The following is a 25,016-nucleotide window of genomic DNA, read 5'->3' as shown; positions in this document are numbered from 1 at the left end:
GTGTCTCAGGATCCTGCGATTAGCGCGCCACCAGGCGAGCACTGGCGGCAACGGCCAGCAGCAGCAGGGCGATCAATAAAAATGCGCCACTCAAACTGAGCCACTGGGAAATAAATCCGATTAGAGCCGGACCTGAAAGAATACCTGCATAGCCTAATGTTGTCATGGCAGAAATCGCCAGATTCGACGGCATATCGTGTTGATTCCCGGCCGCATTAAACAGCATTGGCACGGTGTTGGCTAAGCCGAATCCCACCAGCAGGAAAGCCAGCAGTGCAACCTGTGGCCACGGCAGTAACACCGCCAGCGTCATACCCGCTGCAGCGGCTAACGCACCCGTGACCATGACGGGATAGCGGCCAAAACGTTGAATGACTTTATCACCGGTGAGACGTCCGATTGTCATCGCCACGGAGAAGATGGCATAGCCCAATCCCGCATGTGCTACGTCCATCTCTGTGTTTTGCAGTAACAGCAGTGCGCTCCAGTCAAGCACCGCGCCTTCTGCCAAAAACAGAATGAAGCACAGTAACCCCAGGAAAGCGACCCAACCGCGTGGGATCACCAGCCAGGGTTGATCGGGCTGATGCAACCGTTCAGTCATTAACGTTGGCAGGCTGATCACCAGCAGCACCACGATTAACACCATCACCACCGCGACAGCATGCAGGGGCGAGAGACCACTGGCCAGCAATAAACTGACGCTACCGGCACCAATAATCCCGCCAAGGCTGAAGAAACCATGGAAACCCGACATCATCGGCTTGCGTGCCGCTTTCTCCACTTCAACGGCCTGCACATTCATGGCGACATCCAGCATGCCTAACCCGGCACCGAAGATCATCAGTGCCGCAGCCATCAACCACATCACATTTAGCAGAGTGAGCAGTGGCAGGATCGCCAGCACCACTAACGTGGAACATAACATCACCCGGCGGCCGCCCACGCGGGCAATCAGCGCACCGGTAATCGGCATCGCTGCTAGCGATCCCACACCGAGACACAGCAGCAGCCCACCTAACGATGCGCCGCTCAGTGCCAGACGCTGGCTGGCAAAGGGCACCAATGGCGCCCATGCCGACATGCAAAGTCCGGCGATCAGAAAGACGATGCGTGTCCCCATGTTGACACGCTGATGCAAATGATTGTGCTGTGCGGCGTCCAGTGCTGTCATAAAAGTCTTTTTCAATAGCCGTCAAAGCGACGAAGTTTAGCATTAAAGCTGACGTCTCACCGCAGTTCAAAACCGATGAGTTCAGAAAAGATGAGCGCCAGAAACAGGCATATTACCGAGTTTTGGCGTGGCGTGACGCTTTTCCAGAACTTTCCTGGCACTTTCACGGCCTTCCTGCCGCGAACAATCGGTCGCAAATTGAAATTTCATGATGGAAAAGGATGAATATAAAATCATCATCGGTAATAAATCAGCGCTGCACTTTGCCTTAACCAATTGAATAAGAGAAGACTCATTTAGGCTAATAGGAGAGAGTCTGGGCCAGTGCATATTCCAGTATTCTTCATTACGCACAGAAATTAACATTGCAGAATGATGGCTATCGATTGAACAAAAAGTGCGAAAAATAGCTTATAATGCGCCGGAGAGATTGTGTTAATTTAACCCAATCAACTAACTTTACTTAAAATTACGCGGGGATGAGTGATTTTGGCAAAAAAAATGCCGGACAAACATGTCCGGCGGGAATTAGGGTAAAACAACTCATTCGGGGTGAATGAAGGGAATAATGAAATAAATGATGATAGCGGGAGTAATTGTATGCGCTGAAGTGACTTTAGTTTTATCATTCAGTGCGGCAGGGTGAGTCAATTTAAGTTGTTGTTATTAAATGGATAAATAATCGATTACCAATATGTGCTGTATTCTTTGTTGATCCGTGCTGATTATTAGTTCCACGATATTTACATTTGGAAATAACTATTAAATATAATGAAACACTTTTGGAAATTTAGTATCATTTTCGTGATAGATTATTGCCCCGTATAAAATAACAATGGCTTGCCGGCTGAATTTTAATCGTTCAGTTTGCAGTGGCATAAATAAAGGCACATTAAAGAGGGTAATAAAATGAAACGTCGCGTTCTCTCCCTGATGATCCCTGCATTGCTGGTTGCAGGTTCAGCAAGCGCAGCTGAAATTTACAACAAAGATGGCAACAAATTAGACCTCTACGGTAAAGTCGATGGTCTGCACTATTTCTCCGACAACTCAGGTTCAGACGGTGATCAGTCTTACCTACGTTTCGGTTTCAAAGGTGAAACTCAGGTCACAGACCAACTGACCGGTTACGGCCAGTGGGAATACCAGGCTGCCCTTAACACCTCTGAAAACGAAGGCACCGCCAACAGCTTTACGCGTGTCGGCTTTGCCGGTGTGAAATTCGGTGATGCCGGTTCATTCGACTACGGTCGTAACTATGGCGTGATCTATGATGTTTCGGGCTGGACTGACGTATTGCCAGAGTTCGGTGGCGATACCTACGGCGCGGACAACTACATGTTCCAGCGCGGTAACGGCATGGCGACCTACCGCAACACCAACTTCTTTGGCCTGGTGGATGGCTGGAACTTTGCAGTCCAGTATCAGGGCAAAAATGACAACCCAACTGAATCCTCTAGCGGCCGTGATGTGCTGGGTGAGAACGGTGATGGTTACGGCCTGAGCACCACTTATGACATCGGCTCCGGTTTCGGTATCGGTGCAGCGATGTTCCAGTCTGACCGTACTAATAACCAGAACACCGGCGCTATCCTGGGTCGTGGTGATAAAGCTTCTGCTTACACCGGTGGCCTGAAATATGACGCCAACAACGTGTATCTGGCCGCGATGTACACTCGTTCGTACAACGCAACGCGCTTCGGTTCCAGCAGCGCAACTTCTTACGGTTACGCGGATACGGCGGATAACTGGGAATTGGTGGCACAGTACCAGTTTGACTTCGGTCTGCGCCCATCCCTGGCGTTCGTTTCTTCTCGCGGCAACGTGCAGAACTACGGCGATCAGAACCTGAAAAAATATGTTGATGTGGGTGCGACTTACTACTTCAACAAAAACATGTCGACCTATGTTGATTACCAGATCAACATGCTGGACGACAACAACTTCACCAATGCGGCCGGTATCAACACCGACGACATTGTGGCACTGGGCCTGGTTTACCAGTTCTAAGTTGAAGCTTGGTAGGGCGCGCCACCGTGCGCCCTCGGCGGCCTTCGGGTCGCCGCTACTGCATCTGTTGCATTAACGCACTTAGTCATACCTCCACGATCTCCTTTGCCTGTTTCCTCCTCTGTATTCGCACAATGGCACCGTCGACCAGCAACATCATCTGTGCAGCCTTAAACTGCCTTTATGCTGGCAACTTCTCAGGGATTTTCTTTTTTAACGGCTGACCGATAGCGGCAGAAGAGTCTTTGTTTCACTGTAAGGCAGGAAGACGCCCGGATGACCATCCGGGCCTGGGCGAGCGGAGTGATGATATTACGATACAGGGCGCCATTTTTTGGCTTTTGGCGCGGGCACTACCGACGTATGGGGCGTGGGTGTGCTGCCTTCCATTGCGACGCCTGCCAGCGTAAACGCGGAGAAGCGCAACCAGTGTTGCCAGGTTTGTTGGGTTTTTGTCTTATCCATTTTGCACCTCGCTGATGTTCAACTCAGTCTCAACGGTGCAGAATTCATGCCAGGTCACCGCTCTCAGCGCCACGCGGCCTCAATCTGATTTGCTACACTCCGGCAGCGCTGAAGCGGTGCATATCATTAATCCATGGTGCAAAAATTTAACGTTTGCGCGAGGGGTAATGCTGAATCAGGCGATGGCGATAGTGTTGCCAGCAGCGGAAAGTCCCGAAGATGAACAGAACGGCGGATACAGCGAGAATCATAAAAATCATCTGTCGCTCCTGTGCGGTTGGGGGCTTGAACGCTCAATCCTGTGCAAGTCAGGTATGAACATCAAGCAGCTTTAGCCTGTTTTACAAGCGATTTATGCTTTGAAACAGGATGAATTAATGAGTTACAGATGAGGAAGTGATGAGTATTAAGAATATTCTGCTAATTGGTGTTATGACCAGCGCGTTGTTCGGCTGCGACCAGCAGGCCTCCCGTAGCGCACTGGTGCTGGAAGGGAAAACCATGGGCACCCAGTGGCACGTCAGCCTGGCGGGCGTCGATCCCCAACGGCAGGCCGCTTTGCAGCAGGCTATTCAGCAGCAGCTTGATCGCGATGATCATGAGCTCTCTACCTGGAAAAAGGATTCGGTGCTGTCGCGCTTCAACCAATATCAGGGTAATCAGCCGCAGCCGGTGAGCGCGGATATGGCGGATATCGTGGTTGAAGCTCTGCGCATCGGTCATAAAACCGAGGGTGCGATGGATATCACCGTCGGCCCGCTGGTCAATTTGTGGGGGTTCGGGCCCACCAAACAGCCTGCGCACACACCGAGCCAGACGCAGATTGATGCAGCGAAAGCGCAAACCGGCTTACAACATCTGCATGTGATCCAGAGCGTAGACGGACAGTGGTTGCAGAAAGATCTGCCCGCGCTGGATGTCGATCTTTCGACCATGGGGGAGGGATATGCCACCGATCATCTGGCACGATTGATGGAGCAGCAAGGCATTACCGACTATCTGGTGTCGGTGGGGGGCGCAGTACTAACCCGTGGGCAGAATGCCAGTAACCAACCCTGGCGTGTGGCGATCCAGAAACCCACCGATCGTGAAAACGCCGTCGAAGCGCGCGTTGACTTACAGGGGCACGGAATCAGCACCTCAGGCAGCTATCGCAACTATTATGAGCTGGACGGCAAACGCATTTCGCACGTGATCGATCCCGCGACCGGACGCCCCATCGAACATAAACTGGTGTCGGCCACCGTGATTGCGACTACCGCGCTGGAAGCCGATGGCTGGGATACCGGGTTGATGGTGCTGGGCAGCGAACGGGCACAAGCGTTGGCAATCAAGGAACATTTGGCGGTTTATCTGATCAGCAAGCAGGGTGACGGCTTTACGCACTGGATGTCACCCCAGTTCAAATCCTTCCTGATCGATCAGGAAAGCAAATAACGGCAGGAGGCGCAGATGTTGGATCTGTTTAGTGAAGAAGCACCCTGGCAGGAACCGTTAGCGGAAGGCGCGGTGATTTTACGGCGCCGCGCGCGCGATGAAGCGGACGCATTGCTGGCGGCAATACAGGAGATTGCCGGGCAAAATCCCTTTGCTCACCGCATCACGCCGGGCGGGCATCGCATGTCGGTGGCGATGACCAACTGTGGCGACTTAGGCTGGTCAACGGATTCGCGCGGCTACCAATACACGGAGCAGGATAATGCCAGTGGGCACAAATGGCCGCCGATGCCTGCGCTGTTCCGCACGCTGGCGCAGCAAACCGCGCAGGAAGCGGGTTTTTCCGGCTTTAACCCGGATGCCTGCTTAATCAACCGCTATGAACCCGGTGCCAAACTCACCTTGCACCAGGACAAGGACGAGAGGGACTTGCGTCAGCCGATAGTTTCAGTGTCATTAGGCCTGCCAGCGGTGTTCCAGTTTGGTGGTTTTGAGCGCGGTGATGCCACGCAGCGGGTGCTGCTGGAGCACGGTGATATCGTGGTGTGGGGCGGCCCCTCACGCCTGCGTTATCACGGCATTCTGCCGCTCAAACCCGGTATTCACCCGGCAGCGGGCGCCTTTCGCTTTAATCTCACTTTCCGCCGCGCCCACTAACGGCGCGGTGAATGAGAATTAATCTTGCTATCATCCGGAGCGCCATTAAACTGCAGGCTGCTTGGTTGACCTCCGGAATCTGTTAATGGTATTGCTGCATGTGGTTTATCGCCAGTATCGCTGGCCTTTTATTGGCGTCATTTTGCTGACGTTGTTAAGCGCCGCGCTCGGCATCGGCTTAATCGCCTATATCAATAACGAGCTGATCGTCGCGGTGAATACCTCGATTTCTGTGCTGCCGAGTTTTCTGGGGCAGCTGTTTCTGCTGATGGCCGTGACGCTGGGATCGCAACTGGCGTTGACTCAGCTTGGTCATCACTTTGTCTGGCGCCTGCGCGGCGAATTCATCAAACGTATCCTCGATACACGCGTCGAACGCATTGAGCAGATAGGTAACGCGCAACTGCTGGCAGGACTCACCAGTGATGTGCGAGCCATCACCATCGCCTTTGTCCGCCTGCCGGAACTGATTCAGGGCATCATTATTACCCTGGGTTCCGCGCTCTATCTGGCGTGGCTGTCACCTAAAATGCTGCTGATCACCTCGCTGTGGTTAGTAATCACGCTGGTCGGCGGCTGGCTGCTGGTGTCACGCGTTTATCAACACATGGCGAAGCTGCGTGAAATCGAAGACGATCTCTATCGTGATTTCCAGACCATTATTGAAGGACGCAAAGAGCTACAGCTCAACCGCGAGCGCGCTCAACTGATTTACGACAACGTCTATCAGGAAAACGCCACAAGCTATCGTCATCATATCGTTCGTGCCGATACCTTCCATCTCAGCGCGGTTAACTGGTCAAATATCATGATGCTGGGCGCGATTGGCATTGTGTTCTTTATGGCTAACGGTCTGGGTTGGGCGAACACGGCGGTGGCCGCTACCTATTCACTGACGCTGCTGTTCCTGCGCACGCCGTTACTGGCCGCAGTAGGTGCCTTGCCGACCTTGCTCAGTGCGCAGGTCGCCTTCCGTAAAATCAACACCTTCGATCTCGCGCCTTATGATGCACAGTTCAAAGTGCTGCCACAGGTGAGTAACTGGCAAACATTGGAACTGCGCGATGTCTGCTTCCATTATGGCGATCACGGTTTCCAGGTTGGACCGATTAATCTGACGCTGCGTCGCGGTGAGTTAGTGTTCCTGATTGGGGGCAACGGCAGTGGCAAGTCCACGTTGGCGATGCTGCTCACCGGCTTGTACCAGCCACAATCGGGCAGTTTGCTGCTGGATGGCAAAGTGGTTGACTGGCATAACCTCGATGCTTACCGTAAACACTTCTCAGCGGTGTTTACCGATGTACATTTGTTTGATCGCCTGATCGGTCACGGCGGTCAGCCAGCGAATCCTGGGCTGGTGCAGCAGTGGCTGGAACGCCTGAAGATGCAGGATAAATTGAAGCTGCAAGGCAATAAGGTGCTGAATCTGCAGCTCTCTAAAGGGCAAAGTAAGCGACTGGCGTTGCTGCTGGCAGCGGCAGAGGAACGCGACATCTTGCTGCTGGACGAGTGGGCTGCCGATCAGGACCCGCATTTCCGCCGCATCTTCTACCGCGAACTGCTGCCCTGGCTGCAGGCGTCGGGCAAAACCGTGTTTGCTATTAGCCATGATGATCACTACTTCATTCACGCCGACCGCTTGCTGGAGATGCGCGAAGGCCAGCTGAGTGAACTCACCGGTAACGAACGTGAGATGGCTACGCTGGATGCGGTGAAGCGCACCGACACCGGCCATTAACATCTGTCGGGAAAGCTTAGCAAAAAGCCTTATTGGGCAAGGTGTTGCCAGGCGAGTAAGGTGAGTTTCAACAGAGATTCCTCGTCTCTGTCTCCCTGGAACACTTCTGTCGTTTTGTGTTGTCACCGGCTTAGATTGATTCTGAGCCGGTTTTTTTATGGGTTATTCAGGGGATGAGCGATCAGCGTGATAACGCGGTCGCCGCGTCGCCAGAAGTGCGCCTGCAGGCGAGTACCGGCGTTAAACTCGCGTGAAAAGTCCTGCGTCAACGTGAGCGTGGCGCGGCCTTGCGTCAAATCCCACTCCAGCAACTCCGCTTGCAGAAAATCCATCAGCTGATGCAACTGTGGCCACAACGCTTTATAGACACTCTCTTTCAGTGAAAACAGCAAAGTGGCCGCCGCTGCAAACGGCAGTGCAGCGGCGGTTAACCGTTGACGCTCTGCACTGCTCATCAGCATCTCCGCCGTTTCCTCTGCGGTCTGTTCTGCCATCACTTGCTCGACATCAACGCCTATACACAGGGGCGCCTTCGTTGCCGCGATGACGGCCATTTGCTGCGAATGCGAGAGCGAGGCCTGAATCCCCACCGGCCATACAGGCGAGCGATCGGGCGCATTACGCAGGATAAAGTCAGGCATCGCGAAGCGCGCCAGCATCTGTTGTGCCAGCCAACGACTGGCTAAATGCTCAGCCTTACGCTTGGTGACGGCACTGTGTAGCGCCAGTGGTAGCGGGAGCTGCCAGTGTTGATGCAGATCGCTGTGCCATGCCTGCTGATTAAATTCACACCACGCAATAGGGAGCGGAGAACTTGTCATAGCCGCAGCGGTAATAAACGGAGAGGGGGGCAGTGCCAGGGGAATTTCAGAAGCAAACATTAAGCATCACGGCTGAAGGTTAAAACGCTATTTTTACCCGTCAGCCGTGAAAAGAGCAAGCCAAAGCGGCTCACCCACGTTTAGTGATTAGGCGGAATTGACATGCCTTTGATCTGTACCACAAAGTGCTCGTTGCCTTTGGTTATACGCGCACCGCGGTCACACCACCGCGAAGCCAGGCGGAAAAAATCGTCGCTGCCGATATCGTAAGCCAGTTCAACTTTACTGATACCTGAATGCAGGAGTTCTTCCGCGTCCTGCAGGTTTTTAGCTTTGATGACCATAATAAGTGTCCATCGAAAAACAGGAAGGATAAGAGTAATTAAACTGTATGACAGTTTTGTTTCAATCAGATGAAATGCTGTCATATTTGACGAAAAATGTGATCCCGCTCCGCTTTGATTGCTTTCGGTAACTGACTGATTATTTCCGAGAAGATTTCCCACTCAGGCCGTTTTACGATAATACTGAATGGGTTAACCAAGGAGCTTGTTATGGAAATACCGCGTCTGGAAACGCCCCGTTTACTGCTGCAACCGCTGCGAAGCGAAGATGCGATTCAGGTACAGCAGGTTTTCCCGCGCTGGGAAATCGTGCGGCATCTGATCGGTTCTGTGCCCTGGCCTTATCCCGCTGATGGCGCCCGTCAATATATTGAGGATATGGCGCTGCCCGCAATGAAAGCAGGGCAGGCGTGGCACTGGAGCCTTCGCCATCGATCTGAACCTGATAGTCTGATTGGTTTAATCTCACTACGTCTGGGGCCGGAAGATAACCGGGGATTCTGGTTGGTGCCTGAATGGCAGAAGCAGGGATTGATGAGTGAAGCCTGCGCAGCAGTCACCGAATTCTGGTTTATCCATCTCGACCAGACGCGTCTGCGTGTGCCCAAGGCGATGGATAATCTGGCTTCTCGTCGCATCTCGGAACGCACTGGCATGCGGTTAGTGGATACCTATCGCAAAACTTTTGTTGAGGGCGAGTTACCTGCGGGCACCTGGGAGCTGACGCGTGACGAATGGCTGGCGCAGCGTGACAGAGGGTAGCGGCCTTCAGAAAGCAAAAAAGCAGCCTTAATGGCTGCTTTTTTATAGGATTTTGGTCGGCACGAGAGGATTTGAACCTCCGACCCCGGACACCCCATGACCGTGCGCTACCAGGCTGCGCTACGTGCCGAACGTGGAGAAGTAGTCTACTGGTTCCGCTCACGATTGCAATATGCGCAGGTTTTAACTGCCTCATTATTAATCAGTTTGCGGTAAAGCGCTTCTCTTCTGTCAACACCTGAAGCAGCAACGCCAGCTGCGGTTTATGATCCTTCAGCTTATTGCCCTGTGCATCGTAGGCGCTGTAACTGCCGTTGTTATTCAGCACCAGCGTCACGGTTGGCGTAGTCACCACCAGTTTGCCCTCTTCACTACTGGCGACCCAGTTGTGGCTGCGCTGAGCAGCAAACAGGTCTTCACCCTGTGAATAGTTGGCCGGATTGGTGCGCACGTGCAGCAGACGTTGCATTAACGTCGTCATCACATCCTGCTGGTCGGTCAGACGATCGATGGTCTGCGCCGGCGTATTCGGCCAGTGCACCACCAGAGGCACCCGTAACGTTGCACGGTTGCCCGGATTATCATCATTATCCGGCGTAACCGCACGCTGGGCGGTAATCACCACCACGGTATTTTTGAGCAAATCGCGTTGCTGCAACGTCTGTAGCACGGCCGCAATTTGCTCATCAACGCTGTTAGCCTGGCGCAAATAGCTGCGCTGACGCGCTTTAATGCTTTCGCCAGTCACGTTGACGCCATCAAGTGAAATCCAGGAGAACCACGGCGCACCCTCGGCTTTCTGGCCATTGAGCCAGTTTTGCCATTGGTTCACCGTCGTGCTGTTTGGCTGAGCCTCCGCCTCTGGCAGGCTGTAATCCGCTAACAGCGCCTGGCGATACAAGGGCTGGCTGAAGCCGTCGGAGGAGAACAGACCAAACTGATACCCCTGCGAATTCAGCGCACCAAGTAATGCCGAAGGCATGCGCGCAGCAAGTACGCCATCCATATAGCTGGAGGAGATGCCGTAGAACAGACCGAACATGCCTTTTTCCGGCGCAATCCCGGCACTGTAGTGTTGGGTAAAACGTACGTTGTCACTGGCAAACTGATTCAGCGATGGCAGTGCCTTATCCAGATTGTCATGACTCAAACCATCAACGGTCAGCAGCAGCAGGTTGTGCCGCGTGCCGCCATCGCGGAAGGTGATATCACTCAGCGGATACTGCACTGACAGCGCCTCAGGATCACCCTGTTGCACCAGACGACGCTGATACTCCTGCGCATCCAGCAAGCCATGACGTTCAAGAAAACGTCGCGCGGTCATCGGATAGGAGAGCGGCAGATTGGCGCGCTGCATGGTAATCGGGCGATAGAAATTAGCATCGGCCCAGATATACAACAGATGGCTGGCAAAGAAAGCACAGATAAACAGCGCGGCCAGCGGCTTACCAAATGAGCGTCGATTCAGGCTGCGCAGCTTCTGCCAGCTCCAGGTGGCAAACAACATCTCCACGAGGAAGATGACTGGTACGCTAATAAACATCAGCTGCCAGTCACGCGCCATCTCGCTTTGGTCGGGGTTGATGACCAACTCCCACACCACCGGATTCAGATGGAGGTGGAAGCGGTTGAATACCGCGCTATCGACCATAATCAGCGTCAGCCCGGCAGTGGCGATAATCGCCGACAGCACCCTAAGCAATCGCTGTGACATCACCACAAAGGTGAGTGGGAAGATAATCAGCAGATAACCGGCAAACACAATAAAGCTAAAGTGGCCAATCCAGCTGGTATAGGCATAAATACGGCCCGCAAGCGAGGCGGGCCAGTCGGCGACCAACAGGTAGCGGCTGCCTAAAATCAGCGCGAAGATGATGTTAAACAGGGCAAACCAGTGCCCCCAGCTGATCATCTGGGAGACTTTTTCGCGGTAGCGCTGCCGGTTGGTTACCATATTTATGAGGTCAGATCTGCAATTTAGTGGGCGTTGTCATCGCGAACGGAAGACTGCAACGCTTCCGCGAAAGATTTCGCCAGGCTGCGGCGCTGGGCCGGCGAGACACTGGTGTTAATCAAATTGGTTACCATGTTCCCTAACACCATCAGGGAAAGGTCGGTTGGCGCTTTGTCTTTTTCAAGAATCTGCGCCATCTGCGCGAGAAGCTTCTCTACGCGCTCGTCGCTATAACGGGATGATTGTGGCATATCGTCGACTAATCAAGTGTGAAAAGGCGGTATATTACCGTAACAACGCGCTTTTTTCCGCAATTAAATCGCAAGCAGAGCGATCAGTTTGTGCGTGGAGTTGAAAGCAGCGGCGGGCGGTGTTTGAATACGCGCCTGAGCCCAAAGGAGAGTCTACCATGAGTCTGGATATCGACCAGATTGCCCTGCATCAGTTAGTCAAACGTGATGAAAACCAGCTTGAGGTGGTCCTGCGCGACACTTTGCTGCCCGCGACCCGTGCGGTAGAAGAGATGGCAGAAGAGCTGCATCGGGTGTACAGCGCCAAAAGCAAAGCCTATGGCCTGTTTAATGAAGAGAGTGAACTGGCCGATGCGCTGCGCAATTGCCGCAAAGGGGAAGATGACTTTCTGGCCTTTAGCCGTGCCGCGACCGGGCGTCTGCGTGATGAGCTGGGCAAATATCCGTTTGCGGAAAGTGGCGTGGTGCTGTTCCTGCACTATCGCTATCTGGCGGTGGAGTATTTGCTGGTGGCGATGCTGAGCAGCCAGTCAAGCATGCGCGTCAATGAACAACTGGATATTAGCAGCACTCATTATCTCGATATTAATCATGCGGATATTGTGGCGCGTATCGATCTTACTGAATGGGAAACCAACCCAGAATCCACCCGTTATCTGACCTTCCTGCGTGGACGCGTCGGGCGCAAAGTGGCCGATTTCTTTATGGATTTCCTCGGTGCCAGCGTTGGACTCGATACCAAAGCACAGAACCGGGGGTTGCTGCAGGCGGTAGATGATTACTGCGCGGAATCGAATCTCGATAAGAACGAGCGCCAGAACTATCGTCAGCAGGTTTACAGCTACTGCAACGACCAACTGCAGGCAGGTGAGGAGATTGCGCTGGAAGATTTGTCCAGTGAACTGCCGCCGCTGGGAGAGAAAACCTTCCAGGCCTTTACCCAGGAGCAGGGTTATGAGTTGGAAGAGCACTTCCCGGCTGACCGTAGCACATTGCGCCAGTTGACCAAGTTTGCTGGCAGCGGTGGCGGCCTGACGCTGAATTTTGATGCCATGCTACTGGGCGAGCGCATTTTTTGGGATCCCGCGACCGACACCCTGACCATCAAAGGCACACCGCCTAATCTGCGCGATCAGTTACAGCGTCGAACCGGCGGAAACTGATTTCCAGGCAAAAAAAAACGCCGCGTAAGCGGCGTTCTCTTTTCAACTCGTTGGCGATTAAGCGCGAACGAAGTCGATGTGGTGCAGTTTTGGCTTGAACGGATGACGCTGCACCGCCTGAGCCTTAACTTTAACTTCTTTACCATCAACAACGATGGTCAGCACGTCGGTGTAGAACTCAGGCTTAGCCTGCAGGTTCATTACAACGTCGTGGTCCAGTTCGATAGCAACTGGAGCTTCGTTTCCGCCATAGATGATGGCTGGGAATTTATTTGCTACACGCAGACGGCGGCTCGCACCCTTACCCTGCTCTTTACGTACTTCAGCGTTGAAAGTGGTCATTTGATTTCTCTTCAATCATTTCTGCTACAGGCGACCCAGCAACAGACGGTTATTCATACGCTTTTACGGATGCAAAAGCGGGCGGCATTATAGCCGCAATAGAAGACGCGGGCAAATGATTCCGTCGCTTAACGCAGCTCATTCGCGCGTCGATAACGTCCCTGATAATCGAACATCTTCTCGCGAATTTGCCAGAAATGACCTTTCGCGCGAGCCACCACAAAATCGGGATGACGCAGCAGTGGCTGCAAAGCGATAACATCCGCAGCAGTTTGCCAACCGAGTTCCACGCCGGGTGCGCGCTGGTGTGGGCGCATAAACAGCTGCTCGAAGGCTTTACGTTGTGCAGGCGTTTGCAGACGAAAACGTTCACTGACGCTGGTGCCATCTTCATCAAAGTAGGTCGCTTTTAGCCATTCGCCTTTCTCGTCGCGCCCTTGCTCCAGCGTCATACCGCCGCAGCGCAGCACACGTGCATCTTTAAGTTTTAGCGCGGCTTTCAACATATCATCAGGGTCGACCATAATACGATCGCACTGATGGCAGCGGCGAGCCGCAATATCGTTTTCTGCACCGCAGTCGGGACAACTTTTAAAGCGGAAGCGATAGTCGCACTGTTCACGATTGCCCTCATCATCCTCCATCACGCCCTGGCAGCGACGACCAAAATGTTCAATGATGTGGCCATCTTCGGTGGTTTTTCCCCAAAAGGTATTGGCGAAACCACAGGCGGGGCAGAACACCTGCACCGGCTGGTTGTCACTGGCGCCTTTTGGCGTGCCGACTTCCGGTGTAAAGAGATCGTGCGGATTGCCAGCATAATCGAGGATCAGGCAGTCGGTTTTGTTTGGTGACAAACGCAGGCCGCGCCCGACAATCTGTTGATACAAACTGACCGATTCGGTGGGGCGCAATATGGCGATAAGATCTACATGCGGCGCATCAAAGCCGGTGGTCAGTACCGCCACGTTCACCAGAAACTTTAACTGCTGTGCTTTAAATTCGCTGATCAAGCGGTCACGTTCTTTCACCACCGTTTCCGCTGAGACTAATGCACTGTTTTCCGGCAACAGAGACAGAATTTCACGCGCATGTTCTACCGTAGCGGCGAATACCATCACGCCACGACGATCCTCCGCGAACTCCACGATCTGTCTGATGATGTGCGGCGTGACGCGATTCTGCTGCTTTAATTCGCGATTGAGATCGGCTTCGCTGAATAAACCGTTATTTTGCGGGATCAGGCGGCTGAAATCGTACTGTACGACCGGCATATCCAGCCGTTCGGGTGGCACAAGGAAACCGTGCTTGATCATGTAGCGCAGCGGCAATTCATAAATACAGTCACGGAATAGCGCGTGATGATCGCCGCGTACCATGCCGTGATAGTGAAACTGATAAATCCAGCCTTTACCGAGGCGAAAGGGCGTCGCGGTGAGCCCCAGCAGACGCAGTTGCGGATTATGCTGCCGCAGATGGGCGAACAGCTGCTGATACTGACTCTCTTCGTTGTCGCTGATGCGGTGGCACTCATCGACGATCACCAGAGAAAAGGCGCTGTCGAAGCGATCCAGATTGCGCGCCACGGATTGCACGCTGCCAAATACCACTTTGCTTTCGCTCTGTTTGCGCTGTAAACCGGCGGCAAAAATATCGGCTTCAAGACCATACGCCTGATATTTGCTGTGGTTCTGCTCGACCAACTCTTTCACATGCGCCAGCACCAGCACGCGGCCTCGGGCAATGCGCGCCAGTTCAGCAATCACCAGACTTTTACCGGCACCCGTCGGCAGCACAATCACGGCGGGCGTATCGTGGCGGCGAAAATGCTGGAGCGTGGCGTCAACGGCCTCTTGCTGGTACGGGCGCAGGGTGAAAGACATCAGGGCAAACTTTTTTTTCAAACGGGCACGCATTATGCCATGAAAACAGCTGAAACGCAGGCGCGGTACTGTTAGCAGGCGAAGGATCAAGCTATACTGCCCACACTTTTTTAACGGTTTAAAAACGCCGTTTCAGTTCCCTCCGTAGTAACAGGCAAAAGCGAATTCATGCGACTCGAAAAATTCATATCCCAGCAGCTGGAAGTCAGCCGTGCTATCGCTGGCCGCGAAATCCGCGCCAGGAAAGTCACCATTAATGGCGAAGTGGTTCGCGACGCGGGCTACAAAGTGTTGCCAGATGACGAAATCGAATACGACGGCAACCCCCTGGTGGTGCAAACCGGTCCACGCTACTTCATGCTGAATAAGCCGCAGGGCTATGTCTGCTCCACTGACGATCCCGATCATCCTACCGTGTTGTTCTTCATGGAAGAACCGGCTGCCTTTAAGCTGCATGCGGCGGGCCGCCTGGATATCGATACCACCGGTTTGGTGTTGCTGACGGACGATGGTCAGTGGTCACACCGTATTACCTCTCCGCGCCATCACCTCGAAAAAACCTATCTGGTTGAGGTGGAAGAGCCGATTGACCCTGCGTTGGTGGAGAAGTTTGCGACGGGGATTCAACTGCACAATGAGAAAGAACTGACCAAGCCGGCGGTGCTGGAGATCCTCGACGAAAAGGCCGCTCGTTTAACTATCACGGAAGGCCGCTATCATCAGGTCAAACGCATGTTTGCCGCGATGGGTAATCATGTGTCCGCGCTGCATCGCGAAAGCATTGGCGAGATCGTGCTGGATGACGACCTGGCTGAAGGTGAATACCGTGAACTCACGGAAGAAGAGGTCGACAGCATCGGCCTGCCAGAAGAGCTGAAAAAACGCAAATAGCGGGAGAAAGCGGTGCGTAAGGAAAAGAATTCACCGGTAGGGTTGGTCGTGATTCTGGGATTGCTGGCGATGCTGATGCCGCTCTCCATTGATATGTATTTGCCGGCAATGCCGCAAATCGCACGCGAATTTGCCGTTTCGGCAGGCAGCGTGCAGATGACGCTTAACCTTTACATTCTGGGGTTTGCTATCGGGCAGTTGGTGTATGGCCCGCTGGCGGACAGCTACGGACGTAAACCGGTGATTGTGCTGGGCACGCTGATCTTTGCCTGCGCCGCGGCGGCATGTGCCTTGTCGCAGTCCATTGATCAACTGATCTTTATGCGCTTCCTGCACGGCTTGTCGGCGGCAGCGGCCAGCGTGGTGATTAACGCGCTGATGCGAGACAGTTATTCGAAAGAGGATTTCTCGCGCATGATGTCGTTTGTCATGCTGGTCACCACCATTGCTCCGTTACTGGCACCCATTATCGGCGGTTGGCTGTTGCTGCTGTGGAACTGGCACGCGATTTTCTGGACGCTGGCTGTGGCCGCATTGATCACTACCGTACTGGTGGTAACGCAGATCCGCGAGACGCTCAAGCCTGAACAGCGGCAGCGCTTCCATTTGCGAACTACGCTGAGTAACTTCGTTGCGCTGGTGCGCCATAAACGTGCGTTCAGCTACATGCTGGCAAGCGGCTTCTCCTTTGCGGGATTGTTTACCTTCCTCAACGCCGGGCCTTTTGTTTACATCGAAGTGAATCACGTTTCACCGCAAAACTTTGGCTACTACTTTGGCCTTAACGTGGTGTTCCTGTTTGTCATGACGCTGATCAACAGCCGCGCGGTACGCCGCTTCGGGCCTTTGGCGATGTTCCGTATCGGACTGATCATACAGTTTGCGATGGGCATCTGGCTGCTGATTGCTAGCGCGCTGGATTTAGGTTTCCTGTCGCTGGTGTTTGGCGTGGCGATGTTTATCGGCTGCGTCTCGACGGTTTCTTCGAGCGCGATGGCGGTGATTCTCGATGAGTTTCCGCATATGGCGGGCACCGCATCGTCACTGGCCGGTACTTTGCGCTTTGGCGTGGGTGCGCTGGTGGGGGCATTGCTGTCACTGGTGAGTATTAACAGCGCCTGGCCGATGGTGGCGACCATTGCCCTGTGCGCAACCGTATCCATTGTGTTGTTTAGCTACGCCGCACGTCCACGCCACGCGTAAATCTGCGCTTTCCTCTCACGGCGCGGTTGATCGCGGAGTTCACTGGTTTTTAGAGCCATTGAATTCGCGAATAAAAAACCGCGCCGTTATCACATTCCCTCTTGCCGTATGCGATCAATTCTTCACGTTCACTCGCGAATCCCCACATATTCGTTATGCTTAATGTTTCCATAATGTGAAAATTTAGGTGTAAAAAAGTAACTATATTGCGTCTAAAATGATTGTTAACTGCCGCCGAACAAGGTACACATAGGCATAAATGCGAGAAAGCTCGCAAATAATAACTTTGCTACATGCTTTGTGTTTAAAACGAGAAGGCAAACCTTGACGTCCGTATTCTGAGTTTACCAGGTAGGGATTCACTGCGTAATCGCCGTCGTCGTGAATAAGCGTTAACGTCTCTGGGGACTGTAATTATGCTGCAACTTTCGGTTATGCATCGCTTACCGCAACATTATCGTTGGTCAGCCGACCATGTCGGTGAAATTGAACGTCAGGAAGCGGTCAACGGTGTGCACGATGAAGATCTCGTCGCACTGCGTCTGTTAAGCCACGATGGCCATCCGGCGCTGGAAATTCTGCACCAGCTGCAAGAGACGCTGGCGCAGATTCAGGTCGAATGCAAAATTGCCCTGTGTGAAGGGCAGCCCTGTTTACTGATTCAGCGTGGCGACGAAAGCACTACCAACTGCTGCCTGAAAAACCAAGGCGTTGCCATCGCGGAGACCTTTGAAGGTCACTGAGTTAACGATTCGCCCTGTGCGGAGGCTAAAAGCTGACGGGTATAATCGCTGGCCGGTGCGTTAAACAACGCTTCGCATTCTCCCTGTTCCACCACTTCACCCTGGCGCAGCACAATTAGCTGATGGCAGAGTGCGCGCACCACCTGCAAATCATGGCTAATAAACAGATACGCTAACTGGTGCTGCTGCTGTAAACGGCGCAGCAGGGTGAGAATTTGCTTCTGCACTGAGCGATCCAGCGAAGAGGTCGGTTCATCCAGCACGATTAATTGCGGCTCCAGAATCAGCGCTCTGGCAATGGCGATGCGCTGACGTTGACCACCGGAAAACTCTGCGGGGTAGCGTGAACGGCTTTCCGCATCCAGCCCCACTTCCTGCATCACGGCGATCACTTTCGCTTCCTGCTCGGCGGCACTTAATTCAGGGCGATGTACTGCCAGCCCTTCTGCAATCACCTGTTGTACCGTCATGCGCGGATTGAGTGATGAGTTGGGATCCTGAAACACCACCTGAATATGCGGACGCAGCGGCAAAAGCTGTTTACGCGATAGGCTATGCAGCGGCTGACCGTCAAACCAAATCTCACCGCGCGCGGCAATCAAACGCAGCAGCGCCAATCCGGTGGTGCTTTTGCCTGAACCGGATTCCCCCACCAAACCAAGGCTTTCACCCCGGCGCAGTGTGAAGTTGAGATCGCTGAGCACGGTTTTTTCCGCCACGCTGCGTTTGAACAATCCGCGTTTAATCGGAAAGCCCACGTGCAGGTTTTTGACCTGCAGCAGCGGTTGGGTATCGATAAGCGGCACCGGTTGGCCATCCGGCTCTGCGGCGAGTAATTCGCGTGTATAGGGATGCTGTGGCTGGCTAAACAGTGGCTTGCAAAGGTTGTGTTCCACTTCCTGACCATTGCGCATCACCGTAACGCGATGCGCCAGCTGGCGGACGATATTGAGGTTGTGGGTGATGAATAGCATGCCCATATTCAGTTCACGCTGCAGTTCCCGCAGCAAGCGCATAATCTGTGCCTGTACCGTGACATCCAGCGCGGTGGTGGGCTCATCGGCAATCAGCAGTTTTGGTTGCGTCAGTAACGCCATGGCAATCATCACGCGCTGACGCTCTCCGCCGGACAGCTGATGCGGGAAATCGCCGAGGCGTGATGCTGCATTGCGGATGCCAACGCGATCGAGACAGCTAAGAATTTCGCCGCGCGCCGCTTCTTTGCGCATCCCGCGATGCAGAGACAGCACTTCATACAGCTGCTTCTCAACGTTGTGCAGCGGGTTGAGCGACACCATCGGTTCCTGGAAAATCATCGCCATCTGGTTGCCGCGCAGGCCGCGCATCTCGCGTTCGCTGGCCTGCAAGATGCTTTGGCCATTGAATAGGATCTCACCTTGCGGATAGGTCACAGGTGGTTGCGGCAGCAGGCGCATAATCGAGAGCGCGGTGACACTTTTGCCTGAACCGGATTCACCGACCAGCGCCAGAGTTTCACCGGCCTCAATCTGCAGAGAGATATCTTCCACCACGCGCCGCTGATTGAAGGCCACGGCGAGATGATTGACGCTTAACAGGCTCATTTCACCCCCCGGCTGGGATCAAAAGCATCACGTACCGCTTCACCGATAAAGATCAACAGCGAGAGGAGCAGCGCGAGGGCGAAGAAGCCGGAAAGTCCCAGCCACGGCGCCTGTAAGTTGTTTTTGCCCTGTAACAGCAGTTCACCCAGCGAAGGAGAACCCACCGGCAGGCCGAAGCCAAGGAAATCCAGTGAGGTCAGGGTGGTAATCGAACCGCATAAAATAAAGGGCAGGAAGGTCAGCGTGGCCACCATGGCGTTCGGCAGCATGTGACGCAGCATAATGCGTCCGTCACTCACGCCGAGCGCGCGCGCCGCACGCACATAATCAAAGTTACGCGTGCGCAGAAACTCGGCCCGCACCACGCTCACCAGGCTCATCCAGCCAAACACCACGGTGACCAGCAATAGCCACCAGAAGCCGGGTTGAATCACACTGGAGAGCAGAATCAATAAAAACAGCGATGGCATACCAGACCACACTTCAATCAGACGCTGGCCAACCAGATCAACGCGACCACCAAAATAACCCTGCACGGCGCCGATCACGATGCCGATCACGCTGGAGAACAGCGTCAGTAAGATACCAAACAGCAGCGAGATGCGTGTACCGTACAGTAAACGCGCCAGTACATCACCACCATTAGCGTCAGTACCCAGCCAGTTCTGCTTCGAGGGCGGAGAAGGGAAGGGCACATCGGTGGCGAAATTAATGGTGCTGTCACTGAAACGAATCGGTGCCCACAGCGCCCATCCCTGCTGATCGATCCGCTGTTTTAGCCACGGGTCCTGGTAATCGGCCGGGGTGGCAAAGTCGCCGCCAAAATCACTCTCGCTGTAATTGAACAACAGCGGCATATACCAGCGTTGCTGATAGTGCACCAGCAGTGGCTTGTCATTGGCCAGTAACTCCGCACCGAGTGAAAGCACAAAAATCACCAGAAAAATCCACAGCGACCAGTAACCACGACGGTTATGGCGAAAGCGTTGCCAGCGCTGCTGGTTGATTAGTGATAAACCCATTAGCGACCCTCAAAATCGATGCGCGGATCGACCAGCGTATAGGTCAGATCGCTGAGAATATTCATCAGCAAGCCAATCAGCGTAAAGATATACAGCGTGCCAAACATCACCGGATAGTCGCGCTGAATAGTGGCATCGTAACCCAGCAAGCCGAGTCCGTTGAGAGAGAACATCACTTCAATCAAGACCGAACTGGTAAAGAACATGCTGATAAAGGTGGCAGGGAAACCGGCGATCACCAGCAGCATGGCGTTGCGAAATACGTGGCCGTACAAAATACGTTTTTCATCCAGCCCTTTGGCGCGTGCGGTGACCACATATTGTTTGCGGATCTCATCGAGGAATGAGTTTTTGGTCAACATAGTGAGCGTGGCAAAACCGCCGATCACCGTGGCCAGAACCGGCAGCGTGATGTGCCAGAGATAGTCGCCAATCTTGCTGTACCACGGCAGCGTATCAAACTGCGGCGAGGTCAGACCGCGTAGCGGGAACCAGTCGAAATAGCTGCCCCCGGCAAACAGCACAATCAGCATGATGCCGAAGAGAAAGGCCGGGATGGAGTATCCAATGATGATAAAGGTACTGCTCCAGATATCGAAAGCGCTGCCGTTGCGCACTGCCTTTTTAATCCCCAACGGAATCGAGACCAGATAAATGATCAACGTACTCCACAAGCCCAGGCTGATGGAAACCGGCAAGCTCTCTTTGATCAGCTGCAGCACCGAGGCGCTGCGGAACAGACTGTCGCCAAAATCAAAACGAATATAGTTCCACAGCATTTCGCCATAGCGCTGCAGCAGCGGTTTATCAAAACCGTAGCGGTGTTTGATCTCGGCGATCACCTCAGGATCAAGGCCACGCGCGCCGCGATATTGGCTGTCGCCCGGATTATCATGCGCCAGCGCACCGCGACCGCCGACATCTCCAGCACTACCCGAAGAAAAACCGGAGCTATGACCAAATTGCGCATTTGCCAGCGCCTGATCCACTGGTCCACCGGGCGCAATCTGCACGATAAAAAAGTTCAGGGTGATGATCGCCCACAGTGTGGGAATAATCAGCAGCAACCTGCGCAGGAAATAGGAACCCAAACCGCTCTCCTCAGCGTCTATCGGCCGGCAATTGTGCGGCTTTGTTCACGTCATACCACCAGTTCTCTAACCCGGTTGCATACGCGGGTTTGATTTCAGGGCGGGAAAATTTATCCCAGTATGCCAGCCTCTGTTCGGCGTTGTACCACATCGGGATCATATAGGCATTCCATAACAGAATACGATCCAGCGCCTGACCCAGCGGTAGCAGCGCTTTTTCATCGCCCTGATGATCGACGATCTCCTGCACGAAATGGTCCACGATGGGATCTTTCACCCGAGGGGTGTTCCAGGAGGAGTCGATGTATTGCGACTGCCAAATGGTACGCAGGCTGGTGGAAGGCGAAGGCATTGCGTAGTAAAGCGAGGGGATCATATCGTAATCGCCTTCGCGCAAACGGCGCAAATACTGCGAGCTATCAATTTGCCGCAACGCTACCTGAATCCCCAGACGCTGCAAGCTATGCTGGAACGGCAGCGCCCAGTCGTTCTGCGTGCCGCTGCGCATCAGCAGTTCAAAGCGGAAGGGCTGACCGGTTTTATCGTTCACCAGCTGCTGATTTTTAATCTGCCAGCCCGCTTCTTTCAGCAGCGTCATGGCTTTTAGCAGATTACCACGATCGAAGCCGCTACCTTCTGAACGCGGCGGTGCGTATTCGTTGTTGAATACTTCAGCAGGCAACTGCGCTTTGTACGGTGCCAGCAGAATGAGCTGGTCGGCTTTCGGGTAGCCTTTGGCCGCATAAGCGGTGTTCTGGAAATAGCTGTCAGTGCGTTTGTAGGCCCCGTAAAACAGCGCTTTGTTCATCCACTCGAAATCAAATGCCAGCGTCAGCGCCTCACGCACACGACGATCGGCGAACAGCGGTTTTTCATTGTTAAAGGCCAGCCAGCGAGTATCGGTAGAGACGGTATTTGGCGTGGTCGATTTCACGATGGCGTGGCTATCAAAGTTGCGCCCACGGTATTGTGTGGCCCACTTCTTCGCCGACCCCTCTTCGCGCAGATCGGAGGCGCCGGCTTTGAAGGCTTCGAAAGCGACGTTGTCGTCAAGATAGTAATCGTAGCGCAGCGTATCAAAGTTAAAACGTCCCCGATTGACCGGCAGATTTGCCGCCCAGTAGTTTTTCACCCGACTGTATTGAATGAACTGACCTGGCTTATAAGACGTGATGCGATAGGGGCCGCTGGAAAGCGGGGGATAGCCGATCGGCTCGTTGAATTTTTTATTCTGCCAGAAGGCTTGCGGCAATACCGGCAGCGTTAACCAGCTCAGGATCATATCCTTGTCCGGTTTCGGCATGTCGATACGCACGGTGAGATTGTTGAGCGCTTTTACTTCAACCCCACGAAACGCCACGCGAAATTGTGGCACCCCTTCGGTCAGAAATTTCTGGAAGGTGAAGGCAACATCTTTGGCGGTGATCGGGCTGCCGTCCTGAAAACGCGCATGCGGATTGATGGACACTTCCATCCAGTGATAATCGCTGGGATAACGGGCGGATTCAGCAATCAAGGGATAGTAGCTGCCAGGCTCATCATCGGAGGTGGTGAACAGCCCGTCATACAGCGTATCGGTGCCGACGCCAGGATTACCGCGTGAAGCAAAGCGATTGAAGTTATCGTAAGTGCCCACCACCGCGATGGTCATCTTGCCGCCTTTAGGCGCAGCGGGATTCGCGTAATCATAATGGGTGAAATTCACCACATACTTCGGTTCGCCCAGCTTGGCAAAGGCATAACTCTCATTGATGGTTTCCGCATGCAGTGGCGCGATGGCGCTACAAACCAACAACGCGGTGACAAGACGCAGCAGCATAAGTGGGGCGCTCTCCTTAAATAATCCGCACTGAATGGTAGCAGTTTCGTGACGATAGCGTGACGTTAACCGAGTGCTGCCTGACGTTGGTAATAACTGATCAGGTTTTCCGGACGCAGCGGGCGGCTGAATAAATATCCCTGCAGATGTGTCACACCACGGTTCACCAGCCACGCTGCCTGATCGCCGGTTTCAACGCCTTCTGCCACGGTTTTGAGATTGAGCTTCTTCGCCAGCAGCAATACCGCGTCCAGTACCGGTGAGGTCACCGTTTCGGTACCAATACTCTGTACAAAACCGCGATCGATTTTGAGGTAATCAAACGGATAGCGTTCAAGATAGATCAATGCGCTGTGGCCAGTGCCGAAGTCATCAATGGCAATTTTAATATCCTGCTCATGCAGCCAGGCAAAAATCTCGCCAGCATTTCTTTCGCCCACCATGGTGCGTTCGGTGATTTCAAAAACATAGTTGAAGTGGTCTTTTGGCATGTCGGCAATCCACTCCTGCACATGCTGACGAAAACTTTCTGATGCGAGATGCAGAGGGGAAAGGTTCAGGCTCATACGCGTGCCGCGCGGCAGTTGCTGGCAGAGGAACTTCGCATCGCGTGCCACCAGCTTAAACAAATGCTGAGTCAAGGGAATAATCAGATTTTGCGCTTCGGCGTTGCTAATAAAGGCATCCGGGGGAATCATTCCCTCGGTGGGATGTGTCCAGCGCAGTAGTGCTTCAACGCCATACGGTTGCCCATCGTGGGCGGTGACCAGGGGCTGATATTCAACATGAAACTGACCACGTTTAATGCCCTGCATAATCTCTTTGCCAGGACGCTGATACAGCGTCAGCAGCAGCCAGCTACCCGCACTCATAAACAGGGCTGAGAGGAGGCCGGTCAGCAGGATCAGATGATAATCGCGTTGCGCCAGCGTCGTACCGTACAGCACGAAGCGCATGCCATTATCTTTAAAACTCATTTCTTTCAAGGCTGGTGGTAAATCGTGGATGTTCACCACCTGATTCTTGCCACTCAGCAGGGCTTTATCGCCAATCACCAACGCCATACCGGTGATTTCGGGATGATAAGAAGCCAGCAGCTGATAAGGCGTCAGGCTGATATTCATGGTGGCGAGAATGCCGGTCTCAGCTGAGCCTGGATTCTTCATCCACAACGCCAGCGCCGGTTTGGTCGGCAAGAGGGGCGTGCCTTCCAGTAAGCGTAAATCGCGATCGCGCTCCAGCTCCGATTGTGGCGAAATATCATTCGCAGGCAGCAGAAAGGCGCCGGTGGCAGATGAACAATAGGCATTACTGTTACGTACCAGCAAAATCGCGCGGATATTGCCGGCAAAGGCGGCACGTGAAGTGAGTTCGCGGCTGACGCTACTGCATTCAAGCTGGGTGTATTGTTGCAATGGATAAAGGGTATCCACCAGGGTCGACATCACCTGTTGTAGATCGTCGCGGCTATGGATCAGCAACTGTTCATGTTGTTGTACGCGTTTTTGCCAGGTGAGCGTCAGCAGTACGATGACAAACAACAGAAAGAACACACCGCCGATGATCGCACTACTCCAGGCGATACGGCGCGAATAGGTTGCATGACGTTTTAACGTCCCCGACAGTGGCATGGAGTGCATTCCCCTTTATGGCGCCATTATTA

The 25,016-nt window shown here is 53.6% G+C and carries 23 protein-coding genes and 1 tRNA gene; 9 read left to right on the top strand and 15 right to left on the bottom strand.

Going from position 1 to position 25,016, the window contains the following annotated elements:
- Positions 1-19 precede the first annotated feature (19 nt).
- Positions 20-1,174, bottom strand: a complete 1,155-nt coding sequence (locus FD744_RS22555) for an MFS transporter (RefSeq protein ID WP_034825009.1) — start codon at positions 1,172-1,174, stop codon at positions 20-22.
- Positions 1,175-1,255: 81 nt separating this feature from the next.
- Complete coding sequence (locus FD744_RS22550; protein WP_160869506.1) at positions 1,256-1,528, bottom strand: hypothetical protein; 273 nt, start codon at positions 1,526-1,528, stop codon at positions 1,256-1,258.
- A 555-nt stretch (positions 1,529-2,083) separates the two neighbouring features.
- Here FD744_RS22550 and ompC point away from each other — a divergent pair.
- The gene (ompC, locus tag FD744_RS22545) at positions 2,084-3,184 is read left to right on the top strand and encodes a porin OmpC (protein ID WP_160869504.1); all 1,101 of its coding nucleotides are present in this window, start codon (positions 2,084-2,086) and stop codon (positions 3,182-3,184) included.
- Between the two features lie 312 nt (positions 3,185-3,496).
- On the opposite strand, the gene FD744_RS25420 is transcribed toward ompC, so the two are convergent.
- Positions 3,497-3,649 (bottom strand): hypothetical protein, encoded by a 153-nt coding sequence (locus FD744_RS25420; protein WP_167347126.1) that lies wholly within the window; start codon positions 3,647-3,649, stop codon positions 3,497-3,499.
- Positions 3,650-4,048: 399 nt separating this feature from the next.
- On the opposite strand from FD744_RS25420, the gene apbE reads away from it, so the two are divergent.
- From apbE to FD744_RS22530, 3 genes are all read left to right on the top strand, one after another.
- Positions 4,049-5,086, top strand: a complete 1,038-nt coding sequence (gene apbE, locus FD744_RS22540) for an FAD:protein FMN transferase ApbE (protein WP_160869502.1) — start codon at positions 4,049-4,051, stop codon at positions 5,084-5,086.
- Positions 5,087-5,101: 15 nt separating this feature from the next.
- Complete coding sequence (gene alkB, locus FD744_RS22535) at positions 5,102-5,743, top strand: DNA oxidative demethylase AlkB (RefSeq protein ID WP_160869500.1); 642 nt, start codon at positions 5,102-5,104, stop codon at positions 5,741-5,743.
- 85 nt (positions 5,744-5,828) lie between these two features.
- Entirely contained in the window at positions 5,829-7,481 is a 1,653-nt protein-coding gene (locus FD744_RS22530) for a multidrug ABC transporter permease/ATP-binding protein (RefSeq protein ID WP_160869498.1), read from the top strand.
- Between the two features lie 155 nt (positions 7,482-7,636).
- Here the strand turns inward: FD744_RS22530 and FD744_RS22525 are convergent, their stop codons facing one another.
- Together FD744_RS22525 and FD744_RS22520 are read right to left on the bottom strand one after the other, a co-directional pair.
- Positions 7,637-8,362, bottom strand: coding sequence for a 4'-phosphopantetheinyl transferase (locus tag FD744_RS22525; RefSeq protein WP_160869496.1), 726 nt, complete (start codon positions 8,360-8,362; stop codon positions 7,637-7,639).
- A gap of 80 nt (positions 8,363-8,442) precedes the next feature.
- Positions 8,443-8,646: a hypothetical protein gene (locus FD744_RS22520; protein ID WP_034824993.1), complete on the bottom strand. Its 204-nt coding sequence runs from the start codon at positions 8,644-8,646 to the stop codon at positions 8,443-8,445.
- A gap of 210 nt (positions 8,647-8,856) precedes the next feature.
- On the opposite strand from FD744_RS22520, the gene FD744_RS22515 reads away from it, so the two are divergent.
- Entirely contained in the window at positions 8,857-9,408 is a 552-nt protein-coding gene (locus tag FD744_RS22515) for a GNAT family N-acetyltransferase (protein WP_160869494.1), read from the top strand.
- A gap of 53 nt (positions 9,409-9,461) precedes the next feature.
- Here the strand turns inward: FD744_RS22515 and FD744_RS22510 are convergent.
- The 3 genes from FD744_RS22510 to FD744_RS22500 form a co-directional block, all read right to left on the bottom strand.
- Positions 9,462-9,538, bottom strand: a tRNA-Pro gene (locus FD744_RS22510).
- A 72-nt stretch (positions 9,539-9,610) separates the two neighbouring features.
- Positions 9,611-11,362, bottom strand: a complete 1,752-nt coding sequence (gene yejM / locus FD744_RS22505) for an LPS biosynthesis-modulating metalloenzyme YejM (protein WP_160869492.1) — start codon at positions 11,360-11,362, stop codon at positions 9,611-9,613.
- Between the two features lie 23 nt (positions 11,363-11,385).
- Positions 11,386-11,613 (bottom strand): YejL family protein, encoded by a 228-nt coding sequence (locus tag FD744_RS22500; RefSeq protein ID WP_034824987.1) that lies wholly within the window; start codon positions 11,611-11,613, stop codon positions 11,386-11,388.
- Positions 11,614-11,771: 158 nt separating this feature from the next.
- Here FD744_RS22500 and yejK point away from each other — a divergent pair, with 158 nt between their 5' ends.
- Complete coding sequence (gene yejK, locus FD744_RS22495) at positions 11,772-12,776, top strand: nucleoid-associated protein YejK (RefSeq protein WP_034824985.1); 1,005 nt, start codon at positions 11,772-11,774, stop codon at positions 12,774-12,776.
- Between the two features lie 57 nt (positions 12,777-12,833).
- Here the strand turns inward: yejK and rplY are convergent, their stop codons facing one another.
- Both rplY and FD744_RS22485 read right to left on the bottom strand, forming a co-directional pair.
- Complete coding sequence (gene rplY / locus FD744_RS22490) at positions 12,834-13,118, bottom strand: 50S ribosomal protein L25 (protein WP_034824983.1); 285 nt, start codon at positions 13,116-13,118, stop codon at positions 12,834-12,836.
- 128 nt (positions 13,119-13,246) lie between these two features.
- Positions 13,247-15,001: a DEAD/DEAH box helicase gene (locus FD744_RS22485; protein WP_160869490.1), complete on the bottom strand. Its 1,755-nt coding sequence runs from the start codon at positions 14,999-15,001 to the stop codon at positions 13,247-13,249.
- 168 nt (positions 15,002-15,169) lie between these two features.
- On the opposite strand from FD744_RS22485, the gene rsuA reads away from it, so the two are divergent.
- From rsuA to FD744_RS22470, 3 genes are all read left to right on the top strand, one after another.
- Complete coding sequence (gene rsuA / locus FD744_RS22480) at positions 15,170-15,892, top strand: 16S rRNA pseudouridine(516) synthase RsuA (protein WP_058961320.1); 723 nt, start codon at positions 15,170-15,172, stop codon at positions 15,890-15,892.
- A gap of 12 nt (positions 15,893-15,904) precedes the next feature.
- Positions 15,905-17,095 (top strand): Bcr/CflA family multidrug efflux MFS transporter, encoded by a 1,191-nt coding sequence (locus FD744_RS22475; RefSeq protein WP_160869488.1) that lies wholly within the window; start codon positions 15,905-15,907, stop codon positions 17,093-17,095.
- A 416-nt stretch (positions 17,096-17,511) separates the two neighbouring features.
- Positions 17,512-17,838: a hypothetical protein gene (locus FD744_RS22470; RefSeq protein WP_034824977.1), complete on the top strand. Its 327-nt coding sequence runs from the start codon at positions 17,512-17,514 to the stop codon at positions 17,836-17,838.
- On the opposite strand, the gene yejF is transcribed toward FD744_RS22470, so the two are convergent.
- The 5 genes from yejF to FD744_RS22445 form a co-directional block, all read right to left on the bottom strand.
- Positions 17,832-19,421, bottom strand: coding sequence for a microcin C ABC transporter ATP-binding protein YejF (gene yejF, locus FD744_RS22465; protein ID WP_160869486.1), 1,590 nt, complete (start codon positions 19,419-19,421; stop codon positions 17,832-17,834). The genes FD744_RS22470 and yejF overlap by 7 nt on opposite strands.
- Positions 19,418-20,443 carry an ABC transporter permease gene (locus FD744_RS22460; RefSeq protein ID WP_058961322.1) on the bottom strand — a complete coding sequence of 342 codons (1,026 nt, stop codon included), beginning with the start codon at positions 20,441-20,443 and terminating at the stop codon, positions 19,418-19,420. The genes yejF and FD744_RS22460 overlap by 4 nt, the downstream gene beginning before the upstream one ends.
- On the bottom strand, positions 20,443-21,534 hold the full coding sequence (locus FD744_RS22455) for a microcin C ABC transporter permease YejB (RefSeq protein WP_034824974.1): 1,092 nt from the start codon (positions 21,532-21,534) through the stop codon (positions 20,443-20,445). Before FD744_RS22455 ends, FD744_RS22460 begins: the two co-directional genes overlap by 1 nt.
- 10 nt (positions 21,535-21,544) lie before the next feature.
- On the bottom strand, positions 21,545-23,353 hold the full coding sequence (locus tag FD744_RS22450) for an extracellular solute-binding protein (RefSeq protein ID WP_160869484.1): 1,809 nt from the start codon (positions 23,351-23,353) through the stop codon (positions 21,545-21,547).
- Positions 23,354-23,418: 65 nt separating this feature from the next.
- Positions 23,419-24,984 (bottom strand): cyclic di-GMP phosphodiesterase, encoded by a 1,566-nt coding sequence (locus tag FD744_RS22445; RefSeq protein WP_034824972.1) that lies wholly within the window; start codon positions 24,982-24,984, stop codon positions 23,419-23,421.
- Positions 24,985-25,016: the final 32 nt, after the last annotated feature.

The organism is Pantoea sp. Taur (genome assembly GCF_009830025.1).
GTDB classification, from domain to species: Bacteria; Pseudomonadota; Gammaproteobacteria; order Enterobacterales; family Enterobacteriaceae; genus Pantoea; species Pantoea communis.
The sequence above is the reverse complement of the archived record's forward strand: the minus strand, read 5'-3'. Positions and strand labels throughout refer to the sequence as shown.